Origin of the sequence: Sphingobacterium multivorum (genome assembly GCF_039511225.1) — a bacterium.
Classification (GTDB): domain Bacteria; phylum Bacteroidota; class Bacteroidia; order Sphingobacteriales; family Sphingobacteriaceae; genus Sphingobacterium.
In genome coordinates this window covers 3855784-3877999 of sequence record NZ_CP154261.1, presented here as the reverse complement: position 1 = coordinate 3877999, position 22216 = coordinate 3855784, and the positions used below count along the sequence as shown (strand labels likewise).

Below are 22216 nucleotides of genomic sequence, written 5' to 3'. Positions count from 1 at the left end.
GCGACTAATGTAATTCATCCCAGAGATCCTGAAATTTCTGTTTCAATGCTGCAACTTCCTGTTCCAATTGTCCAATTCGTTCGAGTAAGATCTGGTCGTTCGAGGAGCTGCCTGTAGGAACGCTATTTTCATACGCTTCCAGGTTGATTTCTCCTAATAAATGAATGTAGCGGACTTCTTTATGCCCTATTTGTTTAGGCAGGGACTTCAAGTACCCTTCTTGTGCCAATTTTTCCAATTGCTCATTGATTTCACCCAATGATTCAAATTCATAAAGTCTTCCAGAGTTTGAATTAATTTCCCCCGCGGTCATTGGTCCTCTGAGTAGTAATAAGCAAACAATGGTTAATTCGGAAGGAACCAGTGGAAATTGTATGGCAAAATTGTGTTTATACTTTGTTACGCGAGATCCTCCGCCAACAACTGTCGAGATTAAGCCCTTTTTCTTTAATATATCCAATGTAGCGATAATATCTTCTTCTGTATATTGTACAACCGGTTTGCGGGAAGTCTTTTGATTACAAGCAGCTTGTAAGCTGTTGATTGTCATTGGATAATATTCTGGGGTTACTTTTGATTTTTCGATTAGTGAGCCTAGTACACGTTGTTCCATGGCAGACAATTGGGGCAAATGAGTTGTTTCCATTTATCTTGAAGAATATAAATTTATGATTGAATACAAGTATGCTGTTATGCAACGTAACATTGGCTTGCAGTTTGTTCCTTCTCAAAGATGCCCTTTTTCTCCTACAACTCCAAAAGATCTTTTTCTTATCTTCGCATGAGTAATAGAAGATTTTAAGGTGCTTAAGATAGCTTTTCGTCAAGAATTTGTCCATCCCGTCAAAGAGGGGCATCGATTTCCGATGCTGAAATACGAGTTGATTCCTTTACAGTTAAAACATGAAGGGCTGGCAGATGAGTCAAGTTTTTTCAGTCCTGAACTAGCAAGCTTCGAGACATGCTGTTTGGTCCATGATCCAGTGTATGTAAAGCAGTTGTTTGAGCTTACTTTGGATTCGAAAATGATCCGTAGAATAGGTTTTCCATTAAGTCAAAGCCTTGTTGATCGGGAGCGATATATCTTAGATGGGACGATCCGAAGCGCCGCATATGCACTTGAGTATGGTGTTGCTTTTACCATTGCAGGGGGGACACATCATGCCGGTTATGATTTTGGTGAAGGCTTCTGTCTGATGAACGATCAAGCGACTGCCGCCGGGTACCTGTTGAAGCATAACTATGCAGGTCGTATCCTTATTATTGATCTGGATGTACACCAAGGAAATGGTACTGCGCATATTTTTGAGGGGCATAATCAGGTGTTTACCTTTTCAATGCATGGCGAAAAAAACTATCCCTTTGTCAAACAGCGTTCCCATTTGGATATCGGCTTGGAAGATCAGGTTACTGATGCGGAATATCTCACTTTATTGGAAGAAAATTTGGTTGATGTGTTCCGGAAATTTGAGCCTGATTTCGTTTTCTATCAGGCTGGAGTAGATATTTTGCAAACAGATAAGCTGGGGAAATTGAATTTAAGCAGCAGTACCTGTCGTCGAAGAGATGAATTGGTCTTTCATATGTGCCATAAACACCATATCCCTGTTCAGGTAAGTATGGGCGGAGGTTATTCTCCTGAAATTAAAGATATTGTCAATGCACATTGCCAGACTTTTAGAATAGCAATAGATTTATATAATTTATAAGATAAGAAATATGTTTTTTCACCAAGATGCAACTTTTGAAGCGTTATCCATTCATCGTGTAGGCAATAAAGCGCAAGATGAATTTTATATTTTGTCGGATGCTCCGGTATCTCTTGAAGGAGATGAAGTGTTACCTGGACTATTGATGCAGTATTTTATGAGTCCTTTTGCAAAGGTGAATGAGGTATATCGCTTATATCATCCGAATGGAGAGCTGGAATTGAATGAGATTTTCTATTTTGCAAGACAGTATTTCAAGGAGCAGCTTCCATTTCACGATTTTTCCCAACAAATTTCAAAACACCTTTATGAGGTATCCAACCATCCTAAAATTAAAGCTGGGGAGGTATATGTCGTTGCCTTAAAGAATGTACAGATCGAAGGGGAAGAACATGATGCTATTGGTATATTCAAATCTGAGAATAAAGAGACTTATCTGAAAGTATATCCGGAGCAAGGTGCTTTTATGTTGGAATATGAGCAGGAGGCGATCAATATAAATAAACTGGACAAAGGCTGTATTATTATCAATGTAGAAGAAGAAGAAGGTTATAAGGTGCTGGTTCTCGATCAGACAAACCGTCAACAGGAGGCAGTATACTGGAAAGATGAGTTTCTACAGCTGCGCGTGCGTAACGATAACTTCAATCAAACAGGGAATTATCTAAAAGTCTATAAGAACTTTGTTCAGGAAAAACTAGATGAGACATTTGAACTGGAGAAAGCGGACAAAATTGATTTGATGAACAAATCCATGAATTACTTTAAGGAAAAGGAAACTTTTGTCCAAGAAGAGTTTGAGGAGGAAGTACTGGGCAATCCGCAGGCTATTGCTTTATTTCAGGACTTTAAAGCGGGTTTTGAAGACGAATTTGACTCTCCATTTCAGGCAAGTTTTGAAATAGCGGATAAAGCGGTGAAAAAAATGGAATCTTCTTATAAGTCTGTTTTAAAGCTGGATAAGAATTTTCATATCTATGTTCATGGCAAACGTGAATATCTTGAGAAGGGGTACGATGAGGATAAAGGCATGAATTATTACAAGGTCTATTTTGAGAACGAAAGTTAATCGTTTTATAGCTTATTTGAATGGAGAAACGCGATAAAATAGCTGTTTTCACGGTAGTATTACTTCTGATTGGAATTTTTATTTTCTCCTTGGTTGAGCAATATAGCCAATGGATTGAGGCGTTTTATGCACGCGGGTTTTACCGTTCCTATAGTCATGTGCCAAGATTTATTTTTGGGTATGTTCCCTTTAGTTTAGGTGATCTATTTTATGTCCTAGTCGTTTCATTTCTACTCTATTCAATTGCTAAATTAATCGGAAATTTATGGAAAGGAAGATGGAAAAGTTCCTTTCGTTCGGTTTTGACTGTGATCAATTTGGTACTAGGTCTCTATTTTTTCTTTTACCTATCATGGGGTATGAATTACTATCGTGAACCAATCAGTATAAATGCCAATTTGAAAGTTGATAGCTTAAAGTTAGCGGATTATCTCGTGGTTTTGAATGGGTTTTTGGACAGTACAAATAATCTGCGGGAACATGTGGATCCATCCGAATGGGAAGAGCATAAAGAAACTATTCAAAGGGATTTGAATATATGGGTACAACAGGATACGGCTTTTGCAGATTTCCTGTCAAGAGGTCAAATTAGGGCAAAATCACCCATAAATAGCAGGATAGTCTCTTTTTTTGGTGTCTCGGGTTATTTTAATCCATTTACTCATGAAGCACATGTCAATAAAGCCATGCCAGTAACCTTTTTACCTTTTACTACAGTGCATGAACTTGCGCATCAACAGGGAATTGGTTTTGAAGACGAGGCGAATTTTATCGCTTTTGTTCGCTTACAGCGACATCCACAAACCTTTTACCGATACTCGGCTTATCTACAGACCACACTGTATATGCTACGTGAACTGCAGGGCATGTATCCTGATTTAGGAAAAGATTACAAGAGAAGATTAAGCGCAAAAGTATTGAACGATATGGAAAAAGAAAGGTATTTCTGGAGTCAGTATACGGGTTGGGTTGACGATGTGATGGGATTGTTTTATAATCAATACCTCAAGCACAACAATCAACAGGAAGGCATAGCGCGATACGATCGGATGACACGGTTGGTGTTGGCCTATGAGCTTAAAAGAAGAGGCTGTAGATAATAATGAGCCCATTAAAAAAGGCGTATTAGAGAATAATACGCCTTTTTTATGGATTAAGGAATTTTGTTATTGTGTTGAAATTAGTTCAAATGTACCTTCAGTTCCGGCACTGCCCGAATAAATTTGCCCTTGAGGCAAGCCTCTCAATCCGGTGGGAGCGGTTTTAATCCGATCATAGATGTTTCTCAAGTCCGTGTTTGCATTGACAGCCCGCCCACCTGCTGCAACATCTCCATAAATATAATTAGGCGCTTTTTTATTTGTTGTCTGAGGTTTAAGGCTACCAGTTGTTAAATTGACTTTAATTTTTCCTCCGTTACCATTCGGAAAAGTTTTGGTGCCATTAAAAGCGTCATCTCCCTTTGCAATGATATAAAGAGAACCTAATTTTTGAAAATTAGCATTGATGTCAAAATTTGCACCATTATTCTTTCCATCTGTTCCATAGATGGTTGCTTTATTTCCAATTTCAGCATAACCAATTGTTAGCTTGACATTTTTCTTACCATAGAACGAAAGGGTAGAATTGTCTTTCATGATTAAGGTATCGATGTGCATGACAACAGTAGAGTCTCTATTATCGATATTTTTTTTCGCTTTTTTGCCAATTTCCAGTTTAGAAATATGTTGTGTTTCTTGTGCTTTACCAGTGAAGGTCATTGCAAAGCAAAGAAAAAAGCCTAGAATAAATTTAAATTTCATAAAACTTTTAATTAATTGTAACTAACTAGTAGTTTGACAAATAAAAGGTAAAAGAGTTTAAAATTTAGCGAGATATTTTACAATTAATTTGGCAGTTTTCTTTGATGCGCCAGGAGAACCTAGCTTTTCGGCTAAAATATCATAGTTTTCCATCACACTTGCACGGTGAGCTTTGTTATTGATAAGTTCACCTACTTCATAGGAGATATCGTATGCCGTGCATTCGTCTTGAATCAATTCCCGTACTGATAAGAAATTGTTAATTAGATTGACTAGTGAGATAAATTTAACCTTGATGACTAATTTGGCAATCCATACCGATATTGGGTTAGCTTTATAAACGACAACCTGAGGTACTTTCAAGATACCTGTTTCGAGTGTAGCCGTTCCACTCGTTACGACTGCGGCTTCTGCGTTATGGAGAATGTCGTAGGTTTGATCGAAAATTACGGGAATATCAATACCTTTAAAAAATTGCTTGTAGTAGGCTTCATCAAAATTAGGCGCACCGGCAATGACAAATTGATGTACAGGAAAGAAAAATGGAAGTTCGGCCATGATGGGAAGGAGGTTGGCAATTTCCATTTCGCGGCTTCCGGGTAAAAGGGCGATCAAGGGTTTTTCTGAAAATCCATGCTGCTCCCTGAACTTTGGGTTGAATTGATAGGCTGAAATCGCATCCAATAGCGGGTTTCCAACGTAATCAACGGGCATGCGCCACTTTTTATAAAAATCTACCTCAAAAGGCAGAATACAAAACATATGGTCGACAATCCGTTTGATTTTCTTTACGCGGCCTTGATTCCAGGCCCACACTTTAGGGGAAATATAATAACATGTTTTGATGCCATTTTTTTTTGCAAAATCAGCAATTTTCAAATTGAAGCCAGGGAAATCTATAAGAATGACGGTATCCGGTTTTTCTTTCAATAGATCATTTTTAACAAGTTTGAGATTCCTAGATATCTTGGGCAGATTTTTTAAAACCTCTATAAAGCCCATAAAGGCCATTTCTGAAGTATGTATCAAAGCTTTTTTTCCCGCCTCTGCTTGCATGAGATTGCCCCCTACGATTTGGAAAGTCGCATCGGGGTCTTCAATTTTTAATGCTTTAATAAGATTGGCACCATGTAAGTCTCCTGAAGTTTCACCTGCAATAAGATAGTATTTCATATGTCAATGATTTTATTCTTTATGATCCTATGAGATATCTTTTTTTCGTTAAAACTGCGTTTAGTCTTAACCATGGATATTTCATTCAAATGATCGTTTTTGAACTGTTAAAGATAAGATTATTCTAGGTATATGATGAATTCGAACATATTATTCCATATCTTTAATTAAAGATGTTCAAGTTTTGAAGAAAATATCGGAAGTATAAAAGGTAAATAGTAATTTTGTCTTATGCAACGATTGTGGTCCTTAATAAGAAATAAGTATTTGTTAGCCGCTTTGGCTTTTCTCGTGTGGATGTTGTTTTTTGATCGAAATGACTTTGCCACGCAGTATAGTTATCAAAAGCAGAAAGCGAATTTGGAAAGTGAACGCTCCTTCTACCTCAAGGAGAATGCGGCTATCATTAAAACAATAAACGATATTCGATCAAATCCGCAGGAAGTGCAACGTATTGCACGTGAGAAGTATAAGATGAAAAAAGATAATGAAGATATTTATGTGATTACTAAAGTAGCACCTAAAGAGAATCATTAAGATCTACAATATAGTATAAAATGAAAAAACAACGGCCATCATGTTTACATGACGGCCGTTGTTATATAGTATATAGATATGGGTATTTTAATTTGCGGCTTGGGCTACTAGACCAATATATAAAGGTTTTTTTTCATCATTAGCCTTGCCTATGAGTATTAATGAATAATAATAACCTTCAACCAATTTAATGTCGCTGCGTGTTGCGATAGTTTTTCCGGCTTTATCACGAGCTGTGACAGTGAATGTACCACTCTTTTGAGCAATAAATCCCTGATGGGCACTTGCTGAATTTTGTGTTTCTTGTGCTCTATTGGTCCATTCTGAAGGGGAAGCCTGATCGCCTATTTTCAGGCTAACTAAATCTGTACCTTCAGCAAGATTAAAGAAGCGTAAACCAGACTCTGTATTTTTGATGTCTTTATTGATTCGATCTGTTGTGATAACCTGTACAGGTTTGGCTTTAGTTCCAAATAAAAAGGATGTATAGATGGTGCTATCTTTGATTGTTACAGTTGTATCCGTTAATTTCGTGTTATATTCAGCGGAGACTGCAATTCTACGTGCTCCTGTAAATAGCCCAATTTGAGCATAACTCTTGAATCCCAATGGATAATTAGGGTTTTGAAGCGGACCGCCGTCTGCAAAATATATAACTGCATTGGCATCCGTGTATCCATTAACCATGGTAAGCAATGCGGCAGGAATTGGCTGGTCATCGTTATCTTTTAGACAGCTTGTTAAAAAGAATGCCGCTAAAGCAATAGCAATAAAATTAAATAATCTATAGTTTTTCATAACCGTGTAATATTAAAATTTGTTTTTGTGACTCACATTGCGCTTGTGTTGTCTATTATACGGAGATGACTGACACTTTGCTACAGCGATTTGTAAAAATAATAAAAATCCATATTCAGACCTCGTTTTTTATTCCGATGACCCTTGTAAATGAGTATTTAAAGTAGTTGGTTGGTTCCAAGTAAAATTTAGTTCGTGTGAAGGGAAGGAATTGGTTATGTTCGCTGTGCAATCCGATTCTGGTTCGTGTTTGGTTTAGCGCGAGGATTTGGATTGTTAAACTAGTAATCCTAATTTTGAAGTATGAACAATAGAATCAAAAGAATTGCGAAGGGAATGTTTGAGCAGTTTAGGCATCGTAAAATTACGGAATCTGAATTTGTACAGGCGGAGGCAAAAGCGAGGAATCTAGGAGGCTATATGGACGACTTCAACGTATTAATTGCGATGTGTAAGGACACCATTACGGGGAAGTATAAAATGGACAAATGGAATTTATCGATTATTATTGGAACGATACTTTATGTGGTTTCGCCGATTGATGCAATTCCCGATTTTATTCTCGTGGGCGGGTGGATAGATGATGTGGCCATTGTTGGTTATGCGATTCGCAAACTCAGCGCTGAGATGGAACAGTACAAGCGTTCAAAGTTTCCTGTCGAAACGAGATAAATAAAAAAAGCTACTTTTCTAAAGTAGCTTTCTTTATTTATTGTTGAAGTTCAATTAGTGCTTAAAGTGTCTAACACCTGTTGTCACCATGGAAATTCCTTTTTCATTGGCCATATCAATTGATAATTGATCTTTGATTGAACCACCAGGTTGTAACACCGTTGCTATTCCAGCTTCCGAAGCAATCTCCACACAATCAGGGAAAGGGAAGAAGGCATCAGATGCCATCGCACAGCCTTTAAGGTCAAAACCGAAAGAAATTGCCTTCTCAATAGCTTGTTTCAATGCATCTACACGAGAAGTTTGCCCTACGCCTGAAGCTAACAAAGTACCATTTTTAGCAAATACGATTGTATTTGATTTGGTGTGTTTTACAATTTTGTTTGCAAAATAAAGATCCTCCAGTTGTTCAGCAGTTGGCTCTACTTGCGTTACCGTAACCATTTGTTCAGGGCCTTCAATCGTATTGTCTTTATCTTGAAGAATGACGCCGTTCAATAAAGTTTTGAACTGTTGGCTAGGTAATGTAACCTCTTTACGAACCAAAATAATTCTGTTTTTCTTTGCGGTAAGTATGGCGATCGCTTCTTCAGAATAAGAAGGTGCAATCAACACTTCGAAGAATAATTTATTGATCTCTTCAGCTGTTGCCGCATCAACTTGTCCATTCGTTATTAAGACTCCACCGAAAGCTGAAACAGGATCACATGCTAAAGCATCTAACCAAGCTTGTTTGATTGTTGACCGTGAGGCAACCCCACAAGCATTTGTGTGTTTTAAGATCGCGAATGTAGGCTCTGTGAACTCATCAATCAAGGCAACGGCAGCATCAACGTCAACCAAATTGTTGTAAGATAGCTCTTTACCGTTTAATTTATCAAACATCTTATCTAAGTCGCCGAAGAAAATGCCTTTTTGGTGCGGGTTTTCACCATAGCGCAACACCTGTGCTTTTTGCTCAGATTGTTTAAAAACCTGAAGCGGATTTTCTTGATTGAAATAGTTGAAGATTGCCGTATCGTAATGCGAGGATGTATTGAATGCACGTTTAGCAAATTCTTTACGTTGTTCCAACGACGTATTACCTTCTTGGTTTGCTAGTATTTCTTCCAATTCTTTGTAATCATTTTTGGAAGAGATAATAACTACATCGTTAAAGTTTTTAGCGGCAGCGCGTATCAATGAAATTCCACCGATATCTATTTTCTCGATAATATCTTGTTCCGATGCACCGGAAGCAACAGTTTCTTCAAAAGGATACAAATCCACAATAACCAAATCGATCTCAGGTATTTCATACTGAGCAAGCTGTTGTTGATCCGACTCAAGCGGGCGGCGCGCTAAGATACCGCCAAATACTTTTGGATGCAATGTTTTTACACGGCCTCCTAAAATAGAAGGGTAGCTGGTGAGGTCTTCAACTGGAACAACATCTATACCTAAATCTTTGATAAATGTTTCTGTTCCACCAGTGGAATAGAAGGTAACACCGTATTTGTTTAATAATTCAACTAAAGGAGCGAGGCCGTCTTTATAATAGACTGAAACCAATGCATTTTTAATCTTTACAGGATGGTTCATTATGATGGATTTGTTTCGTGGCGCAAAGATAGGTATTTAAAATCTTGATATCAATAAATCAAGTACTTTAAATAGAAAGGAGAAACTGTTTACGAGATTCTCCTTTCTAGATTGTTTTAATTTTATACCAAATTGAGCTTTAATTTTAGCTCTTCAGAAATTTGGTTGGTGATTTCCCAGATTGGCTCTGGTTCATCGGTATTGTTAAATATGACCTGATCGCAAGTGTCCTGATAGGGCAGTAGGTACTCGTTGTAGGAAGGTAGAACATGGTTTACCCATTTGTACATGACATCATCTTCAAAGTATCCCCGTTCAACCAGATCGCGGTGTAAGCGTCGTCTTAACGCGATATCCTGATCAGCGCTTAAAAATATCTTATGATTGATTAAATTATTAATCTCTGTATAATAGAAAATGAATAGACCTTCAATAATTAAAATCGGTGCCGGTTTAATCTCTAATATTTTGGGTGTTAATGAAGGGTTGTTAAATGTATACTCTTCTTTATATATTGTCTCACCGTTAAAGAGAGCCTTGATATCTTTATAAAAAGCATCTCTGTCGATTGATGTCGGAATATCGAAGTTATAGAGCCTGTTTTCCTCCTGAGTTTTAGTATTGGCAGGGATGTAATAATCATCTTGGGAAATTAAGGTCACCTCATGTGGGTTAAAATGTTTTAAAAAGCTATTTAAAAAAAAAGTCTTCCCAGAACCACTACTTCCGGCAATTCCTATGACATACGGTTTGTTATCCATTCTTACTATGCTATAAAAGCTATTTTATTCTGTTAATTTTCTAGAGGTAATCCATACGCAATTTCAACCTGGAAGCGTTTATCAAGTGCGCCTATGCTCGCGGCGGCAGACTTTGACAACACGACAATTGCATTTTGGTTTTCGGCATTATCATTAAATTTACCGACCACTTTTGCATAAGTAACACTTTTAGTCATTGGGTTAGTAATTTTTAAAATAGTACCTACTGGAGCTGACTTATGAAGAGCGAGGTTGCTTGTACCTTGAGATGATAGCCCATCAATCCAGACGCCAATACCACGTTCGGACTTTTCGCGTATTCCGTAGCGGTTTGTTGAAATTTGATTTTCTTCTTTATCATCACCGTCAGTAGAATCGGGACTTACAATTTCGATTCCTTTAGGTTCAACTAATTTTGGTCGTTCAGGAGGCAGGGGTTGATTGGGGATCATAAGCTTCATTCCACCGCCAATAACATTATTTTTTAAGTTATTTGCTTTTTTGATGTCTTCAACAGAAATACTGAACCTTTTAGATATGGCATAAAGTGTCTCTTTCTCACCAACGATATATTCCGTGAAACCTTCTTGCTGCTGCGGATTACGCGGATTTTGCACTGTCGTATTTCCACGGTCATTGTTTACTGTTGATTTCGCTTTTCGACCTGTTGGAATCTTAACAATTTGACCCAGGCTTAATGTTCCATTACCGTTTATTTGGGTCAATTGGCCTACCGTCGTTTTATACTTTTTACTTAACTGGTAATAATTATCTCCTTTTTCAATTTTGAACAGCACGTATTCTTCACCATTGATTGCTTCAGTGCCTACTGAATCAGGGATAAAATTAGCGCGTAAAGAAGTTGAGTTTTTTGCTTCAACGTGTTGAATAGCTAATATCGCGATGGATAGAATAGCTATCTTTTTATATGTCTTTAATTCGAATAAAACTTTCATATATTTTGCAATTATACTAAATACGAAACAAACTCCCGTTTATTATCTGTCAAAAGGAATATTTGTTTGTGAATAAGAAAATAAATGTTGAAGAGCTTTAGTTCCAGCTTGGAAACTGCAATAATAGACTCTGTCAATGTTTCTCTTGTGGATTGCACTAGCCTGATTTGATAACAATTGTCTCTGTCTTTTTCATAGAAAGCCCAAATAAAGTAGTCATTCACTGTATTTATCCAGATTTCACCGTCAATTGGGAAATCCTTCAAAAAAAGGGGTATTTCACCATTGTAGATAATAGGATAGACGAGCTCGCTAGCATAAGGTTTAAAGAGAGTTTCATTTTTGCTTTCAATCGACATCGATTGGAGGTTCAAAAATAATTGGAAACCTTCTGCTATTACTTTTGGTCTAATGAGCACGCCTTGATCAACCATACCGATGAATATGTAGTTGAACCAGGTTTCTTGAAGCTGTGGATTATAGCAATCGATTACCTGTATGCCTGCGTCAATAGGTGAATTATTGGCAATCTTCTTAAGTATTAATTTTTTGCATTGAATTCCAGCTAGGATCCACTCTTTGGCTATTGCCTTGAAGTCTTGTAATACGTAAGCCCCTTCAAAAGTGATGACATTAAAATAGGGGAGGGTATCATATGGATTTCTTGTCTCTATAGCGATCAATTTATTCTCCGCATCGATTTCTATCCGCCAAATGGGGTATGTAAAAATGAAATTGAATGCTTTTGAAATTGTGTGATTTGCCATGTAATTTTCAATCCAAGGGGACAAACTTAGATAAAGTTACTTTTATATACAAGTATAATCACGCGTAAACTGATTTTATTGTGTTTTATGTTGGTTTTATGCTATTTTTTCTCAAAAAAAAGTCCAGACATAGCTGGACTTTTTTTTGAGAAAAATATTGTTTAAAATTTAGAACCAATTGTTAGTACAACATTAGTCCGTTGATTTTTTATATCTGCTACTGGACTAGCATTATTCCAGTAGTTCTCATTAATCAAATACGGGCTTTCTTTGTAGTTGACTGCATTATACGCACCGGTCAAATCAACATACATGCCGCGGCCAAGTTTAGCGCCGATACCTAAAGATGCTGTATAATTCGTGTAGTCTGCATTTTTATAGGGGTTGCCGCTGTAATTGAAACCAGCTCTTCCGCTGAATACGTTATCAAACATCACTTCACCACCAATTCGGGCATTAAATGCACCTTGGTAAGTATCTTTGATGTTTTGATTCATGTTCTTTTCTAACGTTTTACTGTAATTTCCCACATCTTTAAAACGCATAGCGGCGTAGTCTACCCATTCGACATCAGCCGTTATTAATCCTCTTGAGAATAATTGGCTTGCCCCCAGAGACAATTTATAGGGTGTATTCATGTTATACTCCAAGTAACTATGCCCTGCGTCATCACTGGTTCTATACTCTTTAAATGATTTGTCTTCATTTGGTCTGAAGTAACGGAACTCAGAATTGCTATATGATTCATCCCGGATGCTCATAAATGTAGGTGACTTAGCGGTGAATCCCATGCTAAACGTTGGCGTAAATTTATAGATTACCCCAAGTTTAAAGTCTACACCGGTACCATCAGTGGCTTGCGCATAATCATCATATAATTCATAATCTTTATCCAACATGGCATACTTTTGGGCATTGGTTGGTTTTAAAAATTCTGAATCTTTGTTGATGGCTTTTAATTGGTCGGCGGTCATTGTTTGACCATATTCAGTAAACCAGCTGGAATTGTCGTAAGTAAACGCAGTGAAACCTAAAGAGGCTCCCAAATACAATTTGTTGCTATAATTGGCACCAAATGACAAAACAGATTCGGACTTACTACCTTTTTCTAAGATCGAGTTTACTTGATTAAAGCCATTTTTTCCATCAAAAGTTCCGCCAACAGTAATTGGTATATAGGCGCCTGCATTTTTGGGGTCTACGTCGAATAACAAAGAGTTGTTATAGACTTCCTGGCCCCAGCCTTGAGTTCCTCCGACATCTGAAAGACGGTCTGAATAGGCATCTGATATCGAACTCGTATTATTTACTCCTCGATATTCTAACAGATTGTTATAGACGTAATTTCGGTTGTAAGCAATACCAACATTAAAATTTAACCAGCCTCGATCTAAGTTCCCGCCATTGCGGTAAGTTGGTAGGTGAAAAACAATTCCAGCATTATCTAAGTTGAAATTGTTCTTGCTACTGTTTGAATTTTGACCAAAATAGTCGGTTTTGTTTTTATTATTCAGGTACCTGCCAGTAACTGATATATCAGACTGATTGAAGTAACCTAGACCTGCGGGATTACTCGTAATCGAACTTATATCTCCACCTAATGCGGTAGATGCATTTCCCATGGCCTTAAAACGAGCTGTTCCGCCATTGTCCCCTTGGGAGAATAAAAGTACATCTTTCGTATATTGCGCTTGAGTAGTCCCTGCTGCACCTAAAACGAATGCAGTTCCAAAAAGTAATTTTTTGATTGTCATATGCTAAAATATCGTCAATAATAATCAGTAGCACACAAGATGCTGCATGCTACTGTTTAAATGCTTTTAACTATCGAGTACGTCCTCCACTTGATCTTGAGCTACCGCCTCCAGAGAAGCCTCCTCCCGAAGATCTAGAACTACCACCTCCAGAAAAACCACCGCTAGAGCGGGAAGATGAACCACTATCATAGCTTCTTGTTGGCGGAGTATACGATGGTCTTGACGTTGAGCTTGGGTTGCTGGAACGTGTTTCCATCGAACGGCTCATCGGACGAGATACCTCTCCTGAACTGTTTCGTGATCTGGAATCATTATTATAATATCCGCTAGAGGTGCTACGTGTGTTGTTTGGATAGGAGCCATTGACTCTATCTGATGTTCTTGAACGCATACCGTCTGAGTAAGCTCTGTTCGAAACGCCATCTGATGTTCTTGTTCTTCCTCCAGTTCTATCGTATGAAGAACTCCGTGAAGATACCGTGCCATCAGAATTTCTTGATCTACTAGCAACGGATGTGATTCTGCCTCTAGAATCACGTGCTACGCCAGTACGGTCGTATCCTCCAGAACTTCGAGCAACGCTGTTACGGTCATATCCACCTGAAGTTCGGGTTCGTGATGATGAACTGCGCGTGTTATAGTTATCTCTGTATACAGATCTACTTGATGCGTAGCGTGGTCTTGAGTTACCCCAGTAGCCACCGCCCCAGTAACCGTTTCCATACCAACCAGATCCCCAGTAGCCGCCGCCATACCAGCCACCCCAAGGTCTGTAACCGCCATACCAAGGAGAGCCCCAGCCCCAGCTAGATCCCCAACCCCATCCGAGGCCGATAGACCACGATGAACCCCATCCAGAGTTCCATCCCCATCCCATTCCGAATGAAGGGCCGTATCCATACCAACCGCCGAAACCATAACCATACCATGGATCAAAAAATGGATCAAAGTACGTCATGCCCGGACTAGCGTAATAGAAACGATTGATACGGTTTGCATATTCAAGATCTTCATAGGAATCATTATTGTAATCCTGATCAGAATATTCGTCATCATAGTAACCGCCTTGTGCCTGTCCATTTGGTTGGGACTGATCTGCATCTGTGTAATAGTAATCTGGGCTTTGATAAACCTTTTGTCTCGCTTGCCCATTATTGCCATAGACATCGTCGCCATAGATTTGCCTACTTGTACCGCAGGAACCCAGCATGAACGCTCCTGTTATGGCAAGTGCTCCGATAAATAATCTATTTTTTTTCATAATATCCTAAATCCTTATTTTCGATTATACAGCCTTATTTACTATCTTAGACGCAGATTTCTCGAAGGGGTTTAATCGAAGTAATCAAAAATACAAATATTTTTTATTGAACGCTTTTCGTATTAGAATTACAGACGGGATTTAACGTAATAATGTTACAATAATTTATCAATTTCATATGAGTAAAGGAATAACAAGTCGTGCTGAAGATTATTCGCAATGGTATAACGAGCTTGTGATCAAAGCTGATCTAGCTGAAAATTCAGCTGTACGAGGCTGTATGGTGATCAAACCATACGGGTACGCTATCTGGGAACGGATGCAAGCGATCTTAGATAAAAGATTTAAAGAAACAGGTCATAGCAACGCTTATTTCCCTTTATTCATTCCCAAATCGTTTTTTTCTAAAGAAGCTGCGCATGTGGAAGGTTTCGCTACCGAATGCGCGGTAGTAACTCATTATAGATTAAAAAACGATGGTACAGGCAAGATCGTAGTGGATGAGGAGGCGAAATTGGAGGAAGAGCTAATTGTACGTCCGACTTCTGAAACGATTATATGGAATACCTACCGTGGTTGGATTGAATCTTATCGTGATCTTCCAATTTTGGTCAACCAATGGGCCAACGTCGTACGATGGGAAATGCGTACACGTCTTTTCTTGCGTACTGCAGAGTTTTTGTGGCAGGAGGGCCATACAGCTCACGCAACCAGAGAAGAGGCTATTGAAGAAACCGAACGTATGCTTGATGTCTATGCTGAATTTGCTGAAAAGATATTGGCTGTACCTGTTGTACGTGGTAGAAAAACAGAAAACGAACGTTTTGCGGGTGCCTTGGATACCTATTGTATTGAAGCATTGATGCAAGATGGAAAAGCATTGCAAGCAGGAACTTCTCATTTCCTCGGCCAAAACTTTGCAAAGGCGTTTGACGTGAAATTTACGTCTAAAGAAGGAAAATTGGAGCATGTTTGGGCGACTTCTTGGGGTGTTTCTACACGTTTGATGGGTGCATTGATTATGGCTCACTCAGATGATCAAGGATTGGTATTGCCACCAAAATTGGCACCAATTCAAGTTGTCATTGTTCCGATTTTTAAAACTGATGCAGAAAAAGCACAGATCGATGAATTCGTGAATCAGTTGACAAAAGAATTACGGGTGAACGACATATCCGTAAAATACGACGATCGGGACACTCAACGTCCGGGCTTTAAATTTGCAGAATGGGAGTTAAAGGGTGTTCCTGTACGTGTCGCAGTTGGGGCAAGAGATATGCAAAATGGTACGGTAGAATTAGCGCGACGTGATACCCAAACGAAGGAAACGGTTGCTCAGGAGGGCTTGGCTGGTACTATTGTACAATTGCTAGACACTATACAAGAAAATATATACCAAAAAGCATTAAATTTCAGGACATCGCATTTTACTGAAGTGAATTCGTATGATGAGTTTAAAGAAGTACTGGAAGGTAAGGGTGGTTTTATCTCTTGTCATTGGGATGGAACAACAGAAACGGAAAAACGCGTAAAAGAAGAAACCAAGGCAACAATTCGTTGTATTCCTCTGGATGCGAAAGAAGAGGAAGGTGTTTGTATCTTTACCGGGAAGCCTTCAAATCGTCGCGTACTCTTTGCAAAAGCCTATTAATAGTCTTATCAGAATATGAGGATACTCATTTTGGGATGTGGTTGGCTTGCAGAATCTTTTGCGCTACATATGAAGTATCAAGGCCATGAGGTTTGGGCTAGTACGACAACATCTGAAAAATACCATCGGCTTAATGCCGATGGTATTTTTTCATTTATTCTAGACTTTGATTATGAAAACTTTCCAGCAAGGATAGATTTACCTACTCAATTTGACTTCGTATTAAACAGTGTACCGGCAAGTCAGAAAAATAGCGTAGCGATTCTTGAAAACAGATTTTCGAATATTAAATCATTTTACAGGCACATTACTTGGAAGAAACAAGTCTTTCTGAGCTCTATTGGAATTTATCCGGATAAAGATGCTGTATTTGATGAATCCTATGCAGATACAACCGAGCTCTCATCAAAACTCTTGCTTGCTGAAGCATGCATGTTGGGATTGGCTGATACGATAATTTATCGATTAGGAGGTTTGTTTGGTAAAAACCGTGTTTTTGCCAAATATTTTTCCGAACGTATTTGTACGACGGGTGAACAGCCTGCCAATTTTGTTCATATCGATGATGTGATCAGACTGTTAGAGGCGGCATCTTGCAATGTGCTTAAACATACTGTATACAATGTTGTTGCTCCTTTACATCCTAAAAAAAAGGACGTAATTCTAGCGTCGGCAAAAAAATATGGCTATATTTTGCCACTTGCATTCGAAGCAACGAATACGATTCAAAAAATAGTTAGGGGTGAATTACTTCAAGAGGAACTGGAGTATGAATATGTCCTGCCCGATCCTTTGCAATTTTAATTCATTTTTATTTTAAAAAGAAAAATGAATTTGTGACTACCAAGGTGAAAAAATTAAATAATTTCATTATTTTAACATCAATTCTACTATGGGAAATTTAAGTAGAGGGTCATATTTGTGGGAATTTACCGATATCGAGAAATTTTTGCCGGATATTGGTGTTTTCCTTTGAACAAACCGATAATAGATTAGTATTTTAACACCATATTATAATAGAGCCATGACAAATGTAGAGAGACATCAATATATCTTAAAACAATTAAAGGAAGTCGGCGTAGTTCAGGTAATTGATCTATGTGAGGAATTGGGCGTTTCCTCTGTGACCATTCGGAAGGATTTGACCTTGTTGGAAGATAGTGGATTGTTGTTTAGAACGCATGGCGGGGCAACACAATATAATCCTTATACGACTGATCGTACCGTATTTGAAAAAGAGAAACTTCGTTCGGATGATAAAAGCAGGATCGGGAAAAAAGCGGCTGAAATGATTGAGGAAAATGATTCCATCATTATAGCTTCAGGAACGACCATGCAGTCGCTAGCAAAGCAGATTGTTCCTAAAGGAAATATTACTGTAGTGACTTCAGCATTGAATGTTGCAATGGAATTGATCAAATATCCTTCGGTTGAAATCATGCAGATGGGGGGGACGCTTCGCAAGACCTCAACATCCGTAACGGGAAAGTATGCAGAAAATTTATTACAGGATTTTTATTGCAGTAAATTGTTTTTGGGCGTGGACGGGATTGACCTGGAGTACGGGGTATCCACGTCAAGTGCGCAGGAGGCTCAATTAAATCGCATTATGATCGATACGGCTCAAAAAGTTGTCGTTCTTGCAGATTCTTCCAAATTTGGAAGAAGAAGTTTCGGACGAATTTGTGGTTTTGATAAAATTGATATATTAATTACCGATGACAAAGTAAATACAAGCTTTGTGGAATCGTTAGAAAAAGCTGGGGTAAACGTCATAGTTGTTTAACACAGTTTAACAAAAACTCAAAACTATGCTCGTCTTTTTATCATAAAAAATGTCCCCAAAAGAGTGTTTAACTTTTTGGGGACATTTTTTCTATGGACAGTTTTTTTAGCTCAGTGCCGGCTCCTGCTGGCTTAAACAGTGGAAACTTCCCAGCCCCCAAATAATGTCCACGGAATTTATACCGATGACTTTACGTGTAGGGAAACAGTCTTGAATAATATCCAGTGCTCTTTGGTCATTTTTATCGTTGAAGATCGGCACGACAACGACATCGTTTGCAATGTAGAAATTAGCATAAGAAGCAGGCAGTCTTGTTTCGTCATAGATGACCGGTGCTGGCATTGGGAGCTCAATGATATGCAGAGGTTCTCCATTTAAGAGTCTAAATGAACGAAGTGTTGCTAGATTTTCTTGAAGTATCTCGTAGTTTTCATCCGTTGGATCTTCCTCGACAACTGTTAAAACGGTATTTTCGTTGACGAAACGTGTAATATCGTCAATGTGCCCATCGGTGTCGTCTCCAACGATACCGTCTCCAAGCCATAAAACCTGTTCCTGACCGTAAAATTCTTTTAAATAAGTTTCTATCTGCTCTTTTGTCAGGTGTGGATTTCGGTTTTTATTCAATAGACAAGCAGTTGTTGTCATGATTGTTCCTGCGCCATTAAACTCAACTGAACCGCCTTCCATGACGATATCAGGGACAAATAGAGGAAGGTTGAATGTTGTGGCAATACGTGTCGGAACAATATCGTCCAGGTCGAAAGGAGGGTATTTTCCACCCCAGGCATTATAGCCCCAGTCGACTACTGCTTTTTGATTTGTTGCTTGGTTAATAATAAAAGCGGGACCGTGGTCTCTACACCAAGCATCGTTAGTCGGATTAAAGTAGAATTCGATATTGCTAAAATCTGTTGTCACTTCTTTGAGTGCGGTAATAGCAAAATTTTGCATTTCCTCATTAGCGACGTTAATCCTTACTTTTTGCCCTGCTGCTACGGCTTTAATAAATTCGCAATAAGGTTTGTATATTGTTTCGATCTTCCCGGGCCAAGATTCCTCTTTATGTGGCCAGCTCAACCATAAGGCTTCTTGCTTTGCCCATTCTGCGGGAAAAGAGAAGCCCTGTTGTTTTGGGGAATTGTCAAAATAGTCCAGGGTGAATGTTTTTTTTTGTTCCATACTTATTTTAGCGGGATTAAAAAAGCCATTTCAGTTTGTTTCAGCACATTGGTATGCCTTCGAAACTGAAATGGCTAGCATATCCAATATTAGTCTTCGTCAATAAAACGTTTGGTGATCGGCGCGTATGTTTCGATTCTTCGGTCTCTCAAAAATGGCCAATGTTTTCTGAAATAGTCCGATTCATTTAAATCTAGTTCGACGACCTCAATTTCTTCTTTGTCATGTGAAGCAAGGTACAGTAATTTACCTTGTCCATTCGTCACGAAGCTTCCACCCCAGAATTTCATTGCACCATTTTGTTCAAATCCCACACGGTTAACGGATACAACAGGAACGCCGTTTGCAACGGCATGGGAGCGTTGTATTGTTTGCCATGCATTATATTGATCTTTGTTGGTTTCTTCATCTTGGTCTGTTGCCCATCCAATAGCAGTAGGATAGAATAAAATTTCGGCACCCATCAATGCGGTAATTCGAGATGCTTCCGGATACCATTGATCCCAGCAAATTAAGATGCCTATTCTTCCAAATTTTGTTTTGAATACTTTGTAGCCTAAATCGCCTGGAGTAAAATAGAATTTTTCGTAAAACGCAGGGTCATCTGGAATATGCATTTTGCGATATTTTCCTAAATAGGAACCGTCTGCATCCAATACAGCGGTTGTATTATGGTACAGTCCTTCTGCTCTTTTTTCAAATAATGAAGCGATAATGACGACACCTGCTTCTTTAGCAACAGCCGATAGGGCGTCCGTTGATGGACCCGGAATGGCTTCAGCCAGTGCGAAATTGTCATAATCTTCCACATCGCAGAAATATAAAGAGGTAAATAGTTCTTGCAGACACACAATTTGCGCACCTTTTGCAGCGGCTTCTTTTACTTTAGCGATAGCTTTTTCGAGATTCTCTTGTTTGCTTGCGGTACAGCTCATCTGTACAACTCCAACTTTTACTTTGCTCATTCTTTAATGCTTATTTTAATACAGCACAAAGATACTATTCTTAATTTGGATTTGGTCGGTAGGAAAAACAAAAAGAGCTCTTAGAGCTCTTTTCGTAATCTTGCTACCGGAATGTTCAATGCTTCCCGATATTTTGCAACCGTTCGCCGCGCAATATTGTAACCTTTTTCTTTGAGAATCTCGGTGAGTTTCTCGTCGGCTAAGGGCTTCCGTTTATTTTCTTTTGCGATGCACTCCTCCAATATTTTCTTAACCTCTTTATTGGAGACTTCTTCACCAGAATCCGTTTGAATAGCTTCAGAGAAAAACGATTTTAAGAGAAATGTTCCAAATTCTGTTTGTACGTATTTTGAATTTGCTACCCGTGACACAGTTGATATATCCATATCGATTTTGTCGGCGATGTCTTTTAATATCATTGGTTTTAGCTTACGATCATCACCAGTGAGGAAATAATCATATTGGTATTCCATGATTGCATTCATTGTTTTTAGTAGGGTTTGTTGACGCTGTTTTATTGCATCAATAAACCATTTGGCTGAATCCAGTTTTTGTTTGACGAATTGCACAGCCTCTTTCATTTTTTTATCCTTTTGATCTGATTTCTCGTAATGTTCAAACATGTGTTGGTAATCACGACTGATGCGGAGCTCAGGTGCATTTCGGCCATTTAAAGTCAGATGCAGTGTTCCATCATTATTGCTGATATGGAAATCCGGGATAATATGTAGTTGCTTGCCTGCTACTGCGCCAGAATCTCCTGGTTTTGGATTAAGTTTTAGGATTTCGTTGACTACGTTTTTTAAATCCTCTGATGAAACGCCTAGAGATTTTTCTAATTTATCATAATGCTTTTTGGTGAATTCTTCCAGGTAATTCGCTACGACTTTAATAGCGAGTTTGATTGTGGGATTTTGTGTGTCCTTTTTTTGTAATTGGATCAATAGGCACTCTTGCAAATCTCGTGCTCCAATTCCTGCAGGCTCAAAATCTTGAATTACCTTTAACATATCCAATACTTCCTGTTCATCGGTCATTACATTTTGGCCAAAAGCGAGGTCGTCAACAAGATTGATGATGGGGCGGCGTAAATAGCCGTCGTCATCTAGACTGCCAATAATTTGCTGGCCAATTAAAAAGTGCTTGTCATCTAAAGCTAAAAGGTCTAATTGTTGTTGTAACTGCTCATAAAAGGAGTGTTGGATAGCAACAGGCATTTCTTTGCGGTCGTCATCGTCGTCTCCATAGTCGTAGCCGTTGCCGTAATCTTTGAAATCATCTTCCTGGATATAGTCTTCTAAACTAAAGTCTTCTGAGTCGAATCCGTCTTCATTGTCGAAATTGTCGTCTGGATCTTTATCGGGGTATTCTTCTATAGGATCGGTCATATTAGTCAAGCTACCATCTTCTAACGCAGGGTTTTCTTCTAATTCTTCCTTGATTCTCGCATCTAATGAAACAGTCGGAACCTGCAACAATTTTATAAATTGTATTTGCTGCGGGGACAATTTCTGTAATAGCTTTTGTTGTAATGTTTGTTTTAACATGCTAATAGTTGACTTTTTTACATCTAAATTTAAACAAATATCATTATTATTTTAAAATAAAATCGATAATAAATAAAAAATAGGTATAATATTTGTGGAACGCGGGAAAAAAGTGATAAAGAAATTTGAGACTAGGCCTGCTTTCTCCATACGGGTCTTTTGTTATTTAATCGTGGCTGTAATTTCCAAAACCCATCCTTTCGAATTATGTCGTATTTTTCAGTTGTTTGGCAGGTGTTTTT

The 22216-nt window shown here is 38.4% G+C and carries 21 protein-coding genes; 8 read left to right on the top strand and 13 right to left on the bottom strand.

The window, feature by feature from the left end; translation table 11 throughout:
• Positions 1-4 precede the first annotated feature (4 nt).
• Positions 5-646, bottom strand: coding sequence for a YceH family protein (locus AAH582_RS16335; protein WP_046675455.1), 642 nt, complete (start codon positions 644-646; stop codon positions 5-7).
• 157 nt (positions 647-803) lie between these two features.
• Here AAH582_RS16335 and AAH582_RS16330 point away from each other — a divergent pair, with 157 nt between their 5' ends.
• From AAH582_RS16330 to AAH582_RS16320, 3 genes are read left to right on the top strand one after another with little or no spacing between them, the layout of a single operon-like run.
• Positions 804-1709, top strand: a complete 906-nt coding sequence (locus tag AAH582_RS16330) for a histone deacetylase family protein (protein ID WP_286753750.1) — start codon at positions 804-806, stop codon at positions 1707-1709.
• A 10-nt stretch (positions 1710-1719) separates the two neighbouring features.
• Positions 1720-2778 (top strand): nucleoid-associated protein, encoded by a 1059-nt coding sequence (locus AAH582_RS16325; RefSeq protein ID WP_046675457.1) that lies wholly within the window; start codon positions 1720-1722, stop codon positions 2776-2778.
• Positions 2779-2798: 20 nt separating this feature from the next.
• Positions 2799-3878 (top strand): DUF3810 domain-containing protein, encoded by a 1080-nt coding sequence (locus tag AAH582_RS16320; protein WP_343318702.1) that lies wholly within the window; start codon positions 2799-2801, stop codon positions 3876-3878.
• Between the two features lie 66 nt (positions 3879-3944).
• Here the strand turns inward: AAH582_RS16320 and AAH582_RS16315 are convergent, their stop codons facing one another.
• Positions 3945-4580 carry a hypothetical protein gene (locus tag AAH582_RS16315; RefSeq protein WP_046675459.1) on the bottom strand — a complete coding sequence of 212 codons (636 nt, stop codon included), beginning with the start codon at positions 4578-4580 and terminating at the stop codon, positions 3945-3947.
• 57 nt (positions 4581-4637) lie between these two features.
• The gene (gene lpxB / locus AAH582_RS16310; protein ID WP_343318699.1) at positions 4638-5753 is read right to left on the bottom strand and encodes a lipid-A-disaccharide synthase; all 1116 of its coding nucleotides are present in this window, start codon (positions 5751-5753) and stop codon (positions 4638-4640) included.
• 231 nt (positions 5754-5984) lie between these two features.
• On the opposite strand from lpxB, the gene AAH582_RS16305 reads away from it, so the two are divergent.
• Positions 5985-6290 carry an FtsB family cell division protein gene (locus AAH582_RS16305; RefSeq protein ID WP_070567789.1) on the top strand — a complete coding sequence of 102 codons (306 nt, stop codon included), beginning with the start codon at positions 5985-5987 and terminating at the stop codon, positions 6288-6290.
• 87 nt (positions 6291-6377) lie between these two features.
• Here AAH582_RS16305 and AAH582_RS16300 read toward each other — a convergent pair whose 3' ends face one another.
• A complete protein-coding gene (locus AAH582_RS16300) occupies positions 6378-7088 on the bottom strand; it encodes a DUF4397 domain-containing protein (protein WP_046675462.1) in 711 nt (236 codons plus the stop codon).
• 303 nt (positions 7089-7391) lie between these two features.
• On the opposite strand from AAH582_RS16300, the gene AAH582_RS16295 reads away from it, so the two are divergent.
• Entirely contained in the window at positions 7392-7760 is a 369-nt protein-coding gene (locus AAH582_RS16295) for a YkvA family protein (RefSeq protein ID WP_053003880.1), read from the top strand.
• 54 nt (positions 7761-7814) lie between these two features.
• Here the strand turns inward: AAH582_RS16295 and purH are convergent, their stop codons facing one another.
• The 6 genes from purH to AAH582_RS16265 all read right to left on the bottom strand — a co-directional run bounded on the left by purH (position 7815) and on the right by AAH582_RS16265 (position 14843).
• Positions 7815-9341 carry a bifunctional phosphoribosylaminoimidazolecarboxamide formyltransferase/IMP cyclohydrolase gene (purH, locus tag AAH582_RS16290; protein WP_343318695.1) on the bottom strand — a complete coding sequence of 509 codons (1527 nt, stop codon included), beginning with the start codon at positions 9339-9341 and terminating at the stop codon, positions 7815-7817.
• A 122-nt stretch (positions 9342-9463) separates the two neighbouring features.
• Positions 9464-10102 carry a uridine kinase family protein gene (locus AAH582_RS16285; RefSeq protein WP_343318693.1) on the bottom strand — a complete coding sequence of 213 codons (639 nt, stop codon included), beginning with the start codon at positions 10100-10102 and terminating at the stop codon, positions 9464-9466.
• Between the two features lie 32 nt (positions 10103-10134).
• On the bottom strand, positions 10135-11058 hold the full coding sequence (locus AAH582_RS16280; protein WP_343318692.1) for a LysM peptidoglycan-binding domain-containing protein: 924 nt from the start codon (positions 11056-11058) through the stop codon (positions 10135-10137).
• Positions 11059-11069: 11 nt separating this feature from the next.
• Positions 11070-11825 carry a hypothetical protein gene (locus AAH582_RS16275; protein ID WP_343318690.1) on the bottom strand — a complete coding sequence of 252 codons (756 nt, stop codon included), beginning with the start codon at positions 11823-11825 and terminating at the stop codon, positions 11070-11072.
• A gap of 161 nt (positions 11826-11986) precedes the next feature.
• Positions 11987-13579 carry a hypothetical protein gene (locus tag AAH582_RS16270; RefSeq protein WP_286753755.1) on the bottom strand — a complete coding sequence of 531 codons (1593 nt, stop codon included), beginning with the start codon at positions 13577-13579 and terminating at the stop codon, positions 11987-11989.
• Between the two features lie 70 nt (positions 13580-13649).
• Positions 13650-14843, bottom strand: a complete 1194-nt coding sequence (locus tag AAH582_RS16265) for a hypothetical protein (protein ID WP_084823262.1) — start codon at positions 14841-14843, stop codon at positions 13650-13652.
• Between the two features lie 178 nt (positions 14844-15021).
• On the opposite strand from AAH582_RS16265, the gene proS reads away from it, so the two are divergent.
• The 3 genes from proS (at position 15022) to agaR (ending at position 18280) form a co-directional block, all read left to right on the top strand.
• On the top strand, positions 15022-16494 hold the full coding sequence (gene proS / locus AAH582_RS16260) for a proline--tRNA ligase (RefSeq protein WP_046675471.1): 1473 nt from the start codon (positions 15022-15024) through the stop codon (positions 16492-16494).
• Between the two features lie 15 nt (positions 16495-16509).
• Positions 16510-17298, top strand: coding sequence for a GDP-L-fucose synthase (locus tag AAH582_RS16255; RefSeq protein ID WP_343318686.1), 789 nt, complete (start codon positions 16510-16512; stop codon positions 17296-17298).
• 220 nt (positions 17299-17518) lie between these two features.
• On the top strand, positions 17519-18280 hold the full coding sequence (agaR, locus tag AAH582_RS16250; protein ID WP_046675473.1) for a transcriptional repressor AgaR: 762 nt from the start codon (positions 17519-17521) through the stop codon (positions 18278-18280).
• A 105-nt stretch (positions 18281-18385) separates the two neighbouring features.
• On the opposite strand, the gene AAH582_RS16245 is transcribed toward agaR, so the two are convergent.
• The 3 genes from AAH582_RS16245 to rpoN all read right to left on the bottom strand — a co-directional run bounded on the left by AAH582_RS16245 (position 18386) and on the right by rpoN (position 21974).
• On the bottom strand, positions 18386-19462 hold the full coding sequence (locus AAH582_RS16245) for an agmatine deiminase family protein (RefSeq protein WP_046675474.1): 1077 nt from the start codon (positions 19460-19462) through the stop codon (positions 18386-18388).
• Between the two features lie 89 nt (positions 19463-19551).
• Positions 19552-20427 (bottom strand): carbon-nitrogen hydrolase, encoded by an 876-nt coding sequence (locus tag AAH582_RS16240; protein ID WP_046675475.1) that lies wholly within the window; start codon positions 20425-20427, stop codon positions 19552-19554.
• A gap of 80 nt (positions 20428-20507) precedes the next feature.
• A complete protein-coding gene (gene rpoN, locus AAH582_RS16235; RefSeq protein WP_112376123.1) occupies positions 20508-21974 on the bottom strand; it encodes an RNA polymerase factor sigma-54 in 1467 nt (488 codons plus the stop codon).
• Positions 21975-22216: the final 242 nt, after the last annotated feature.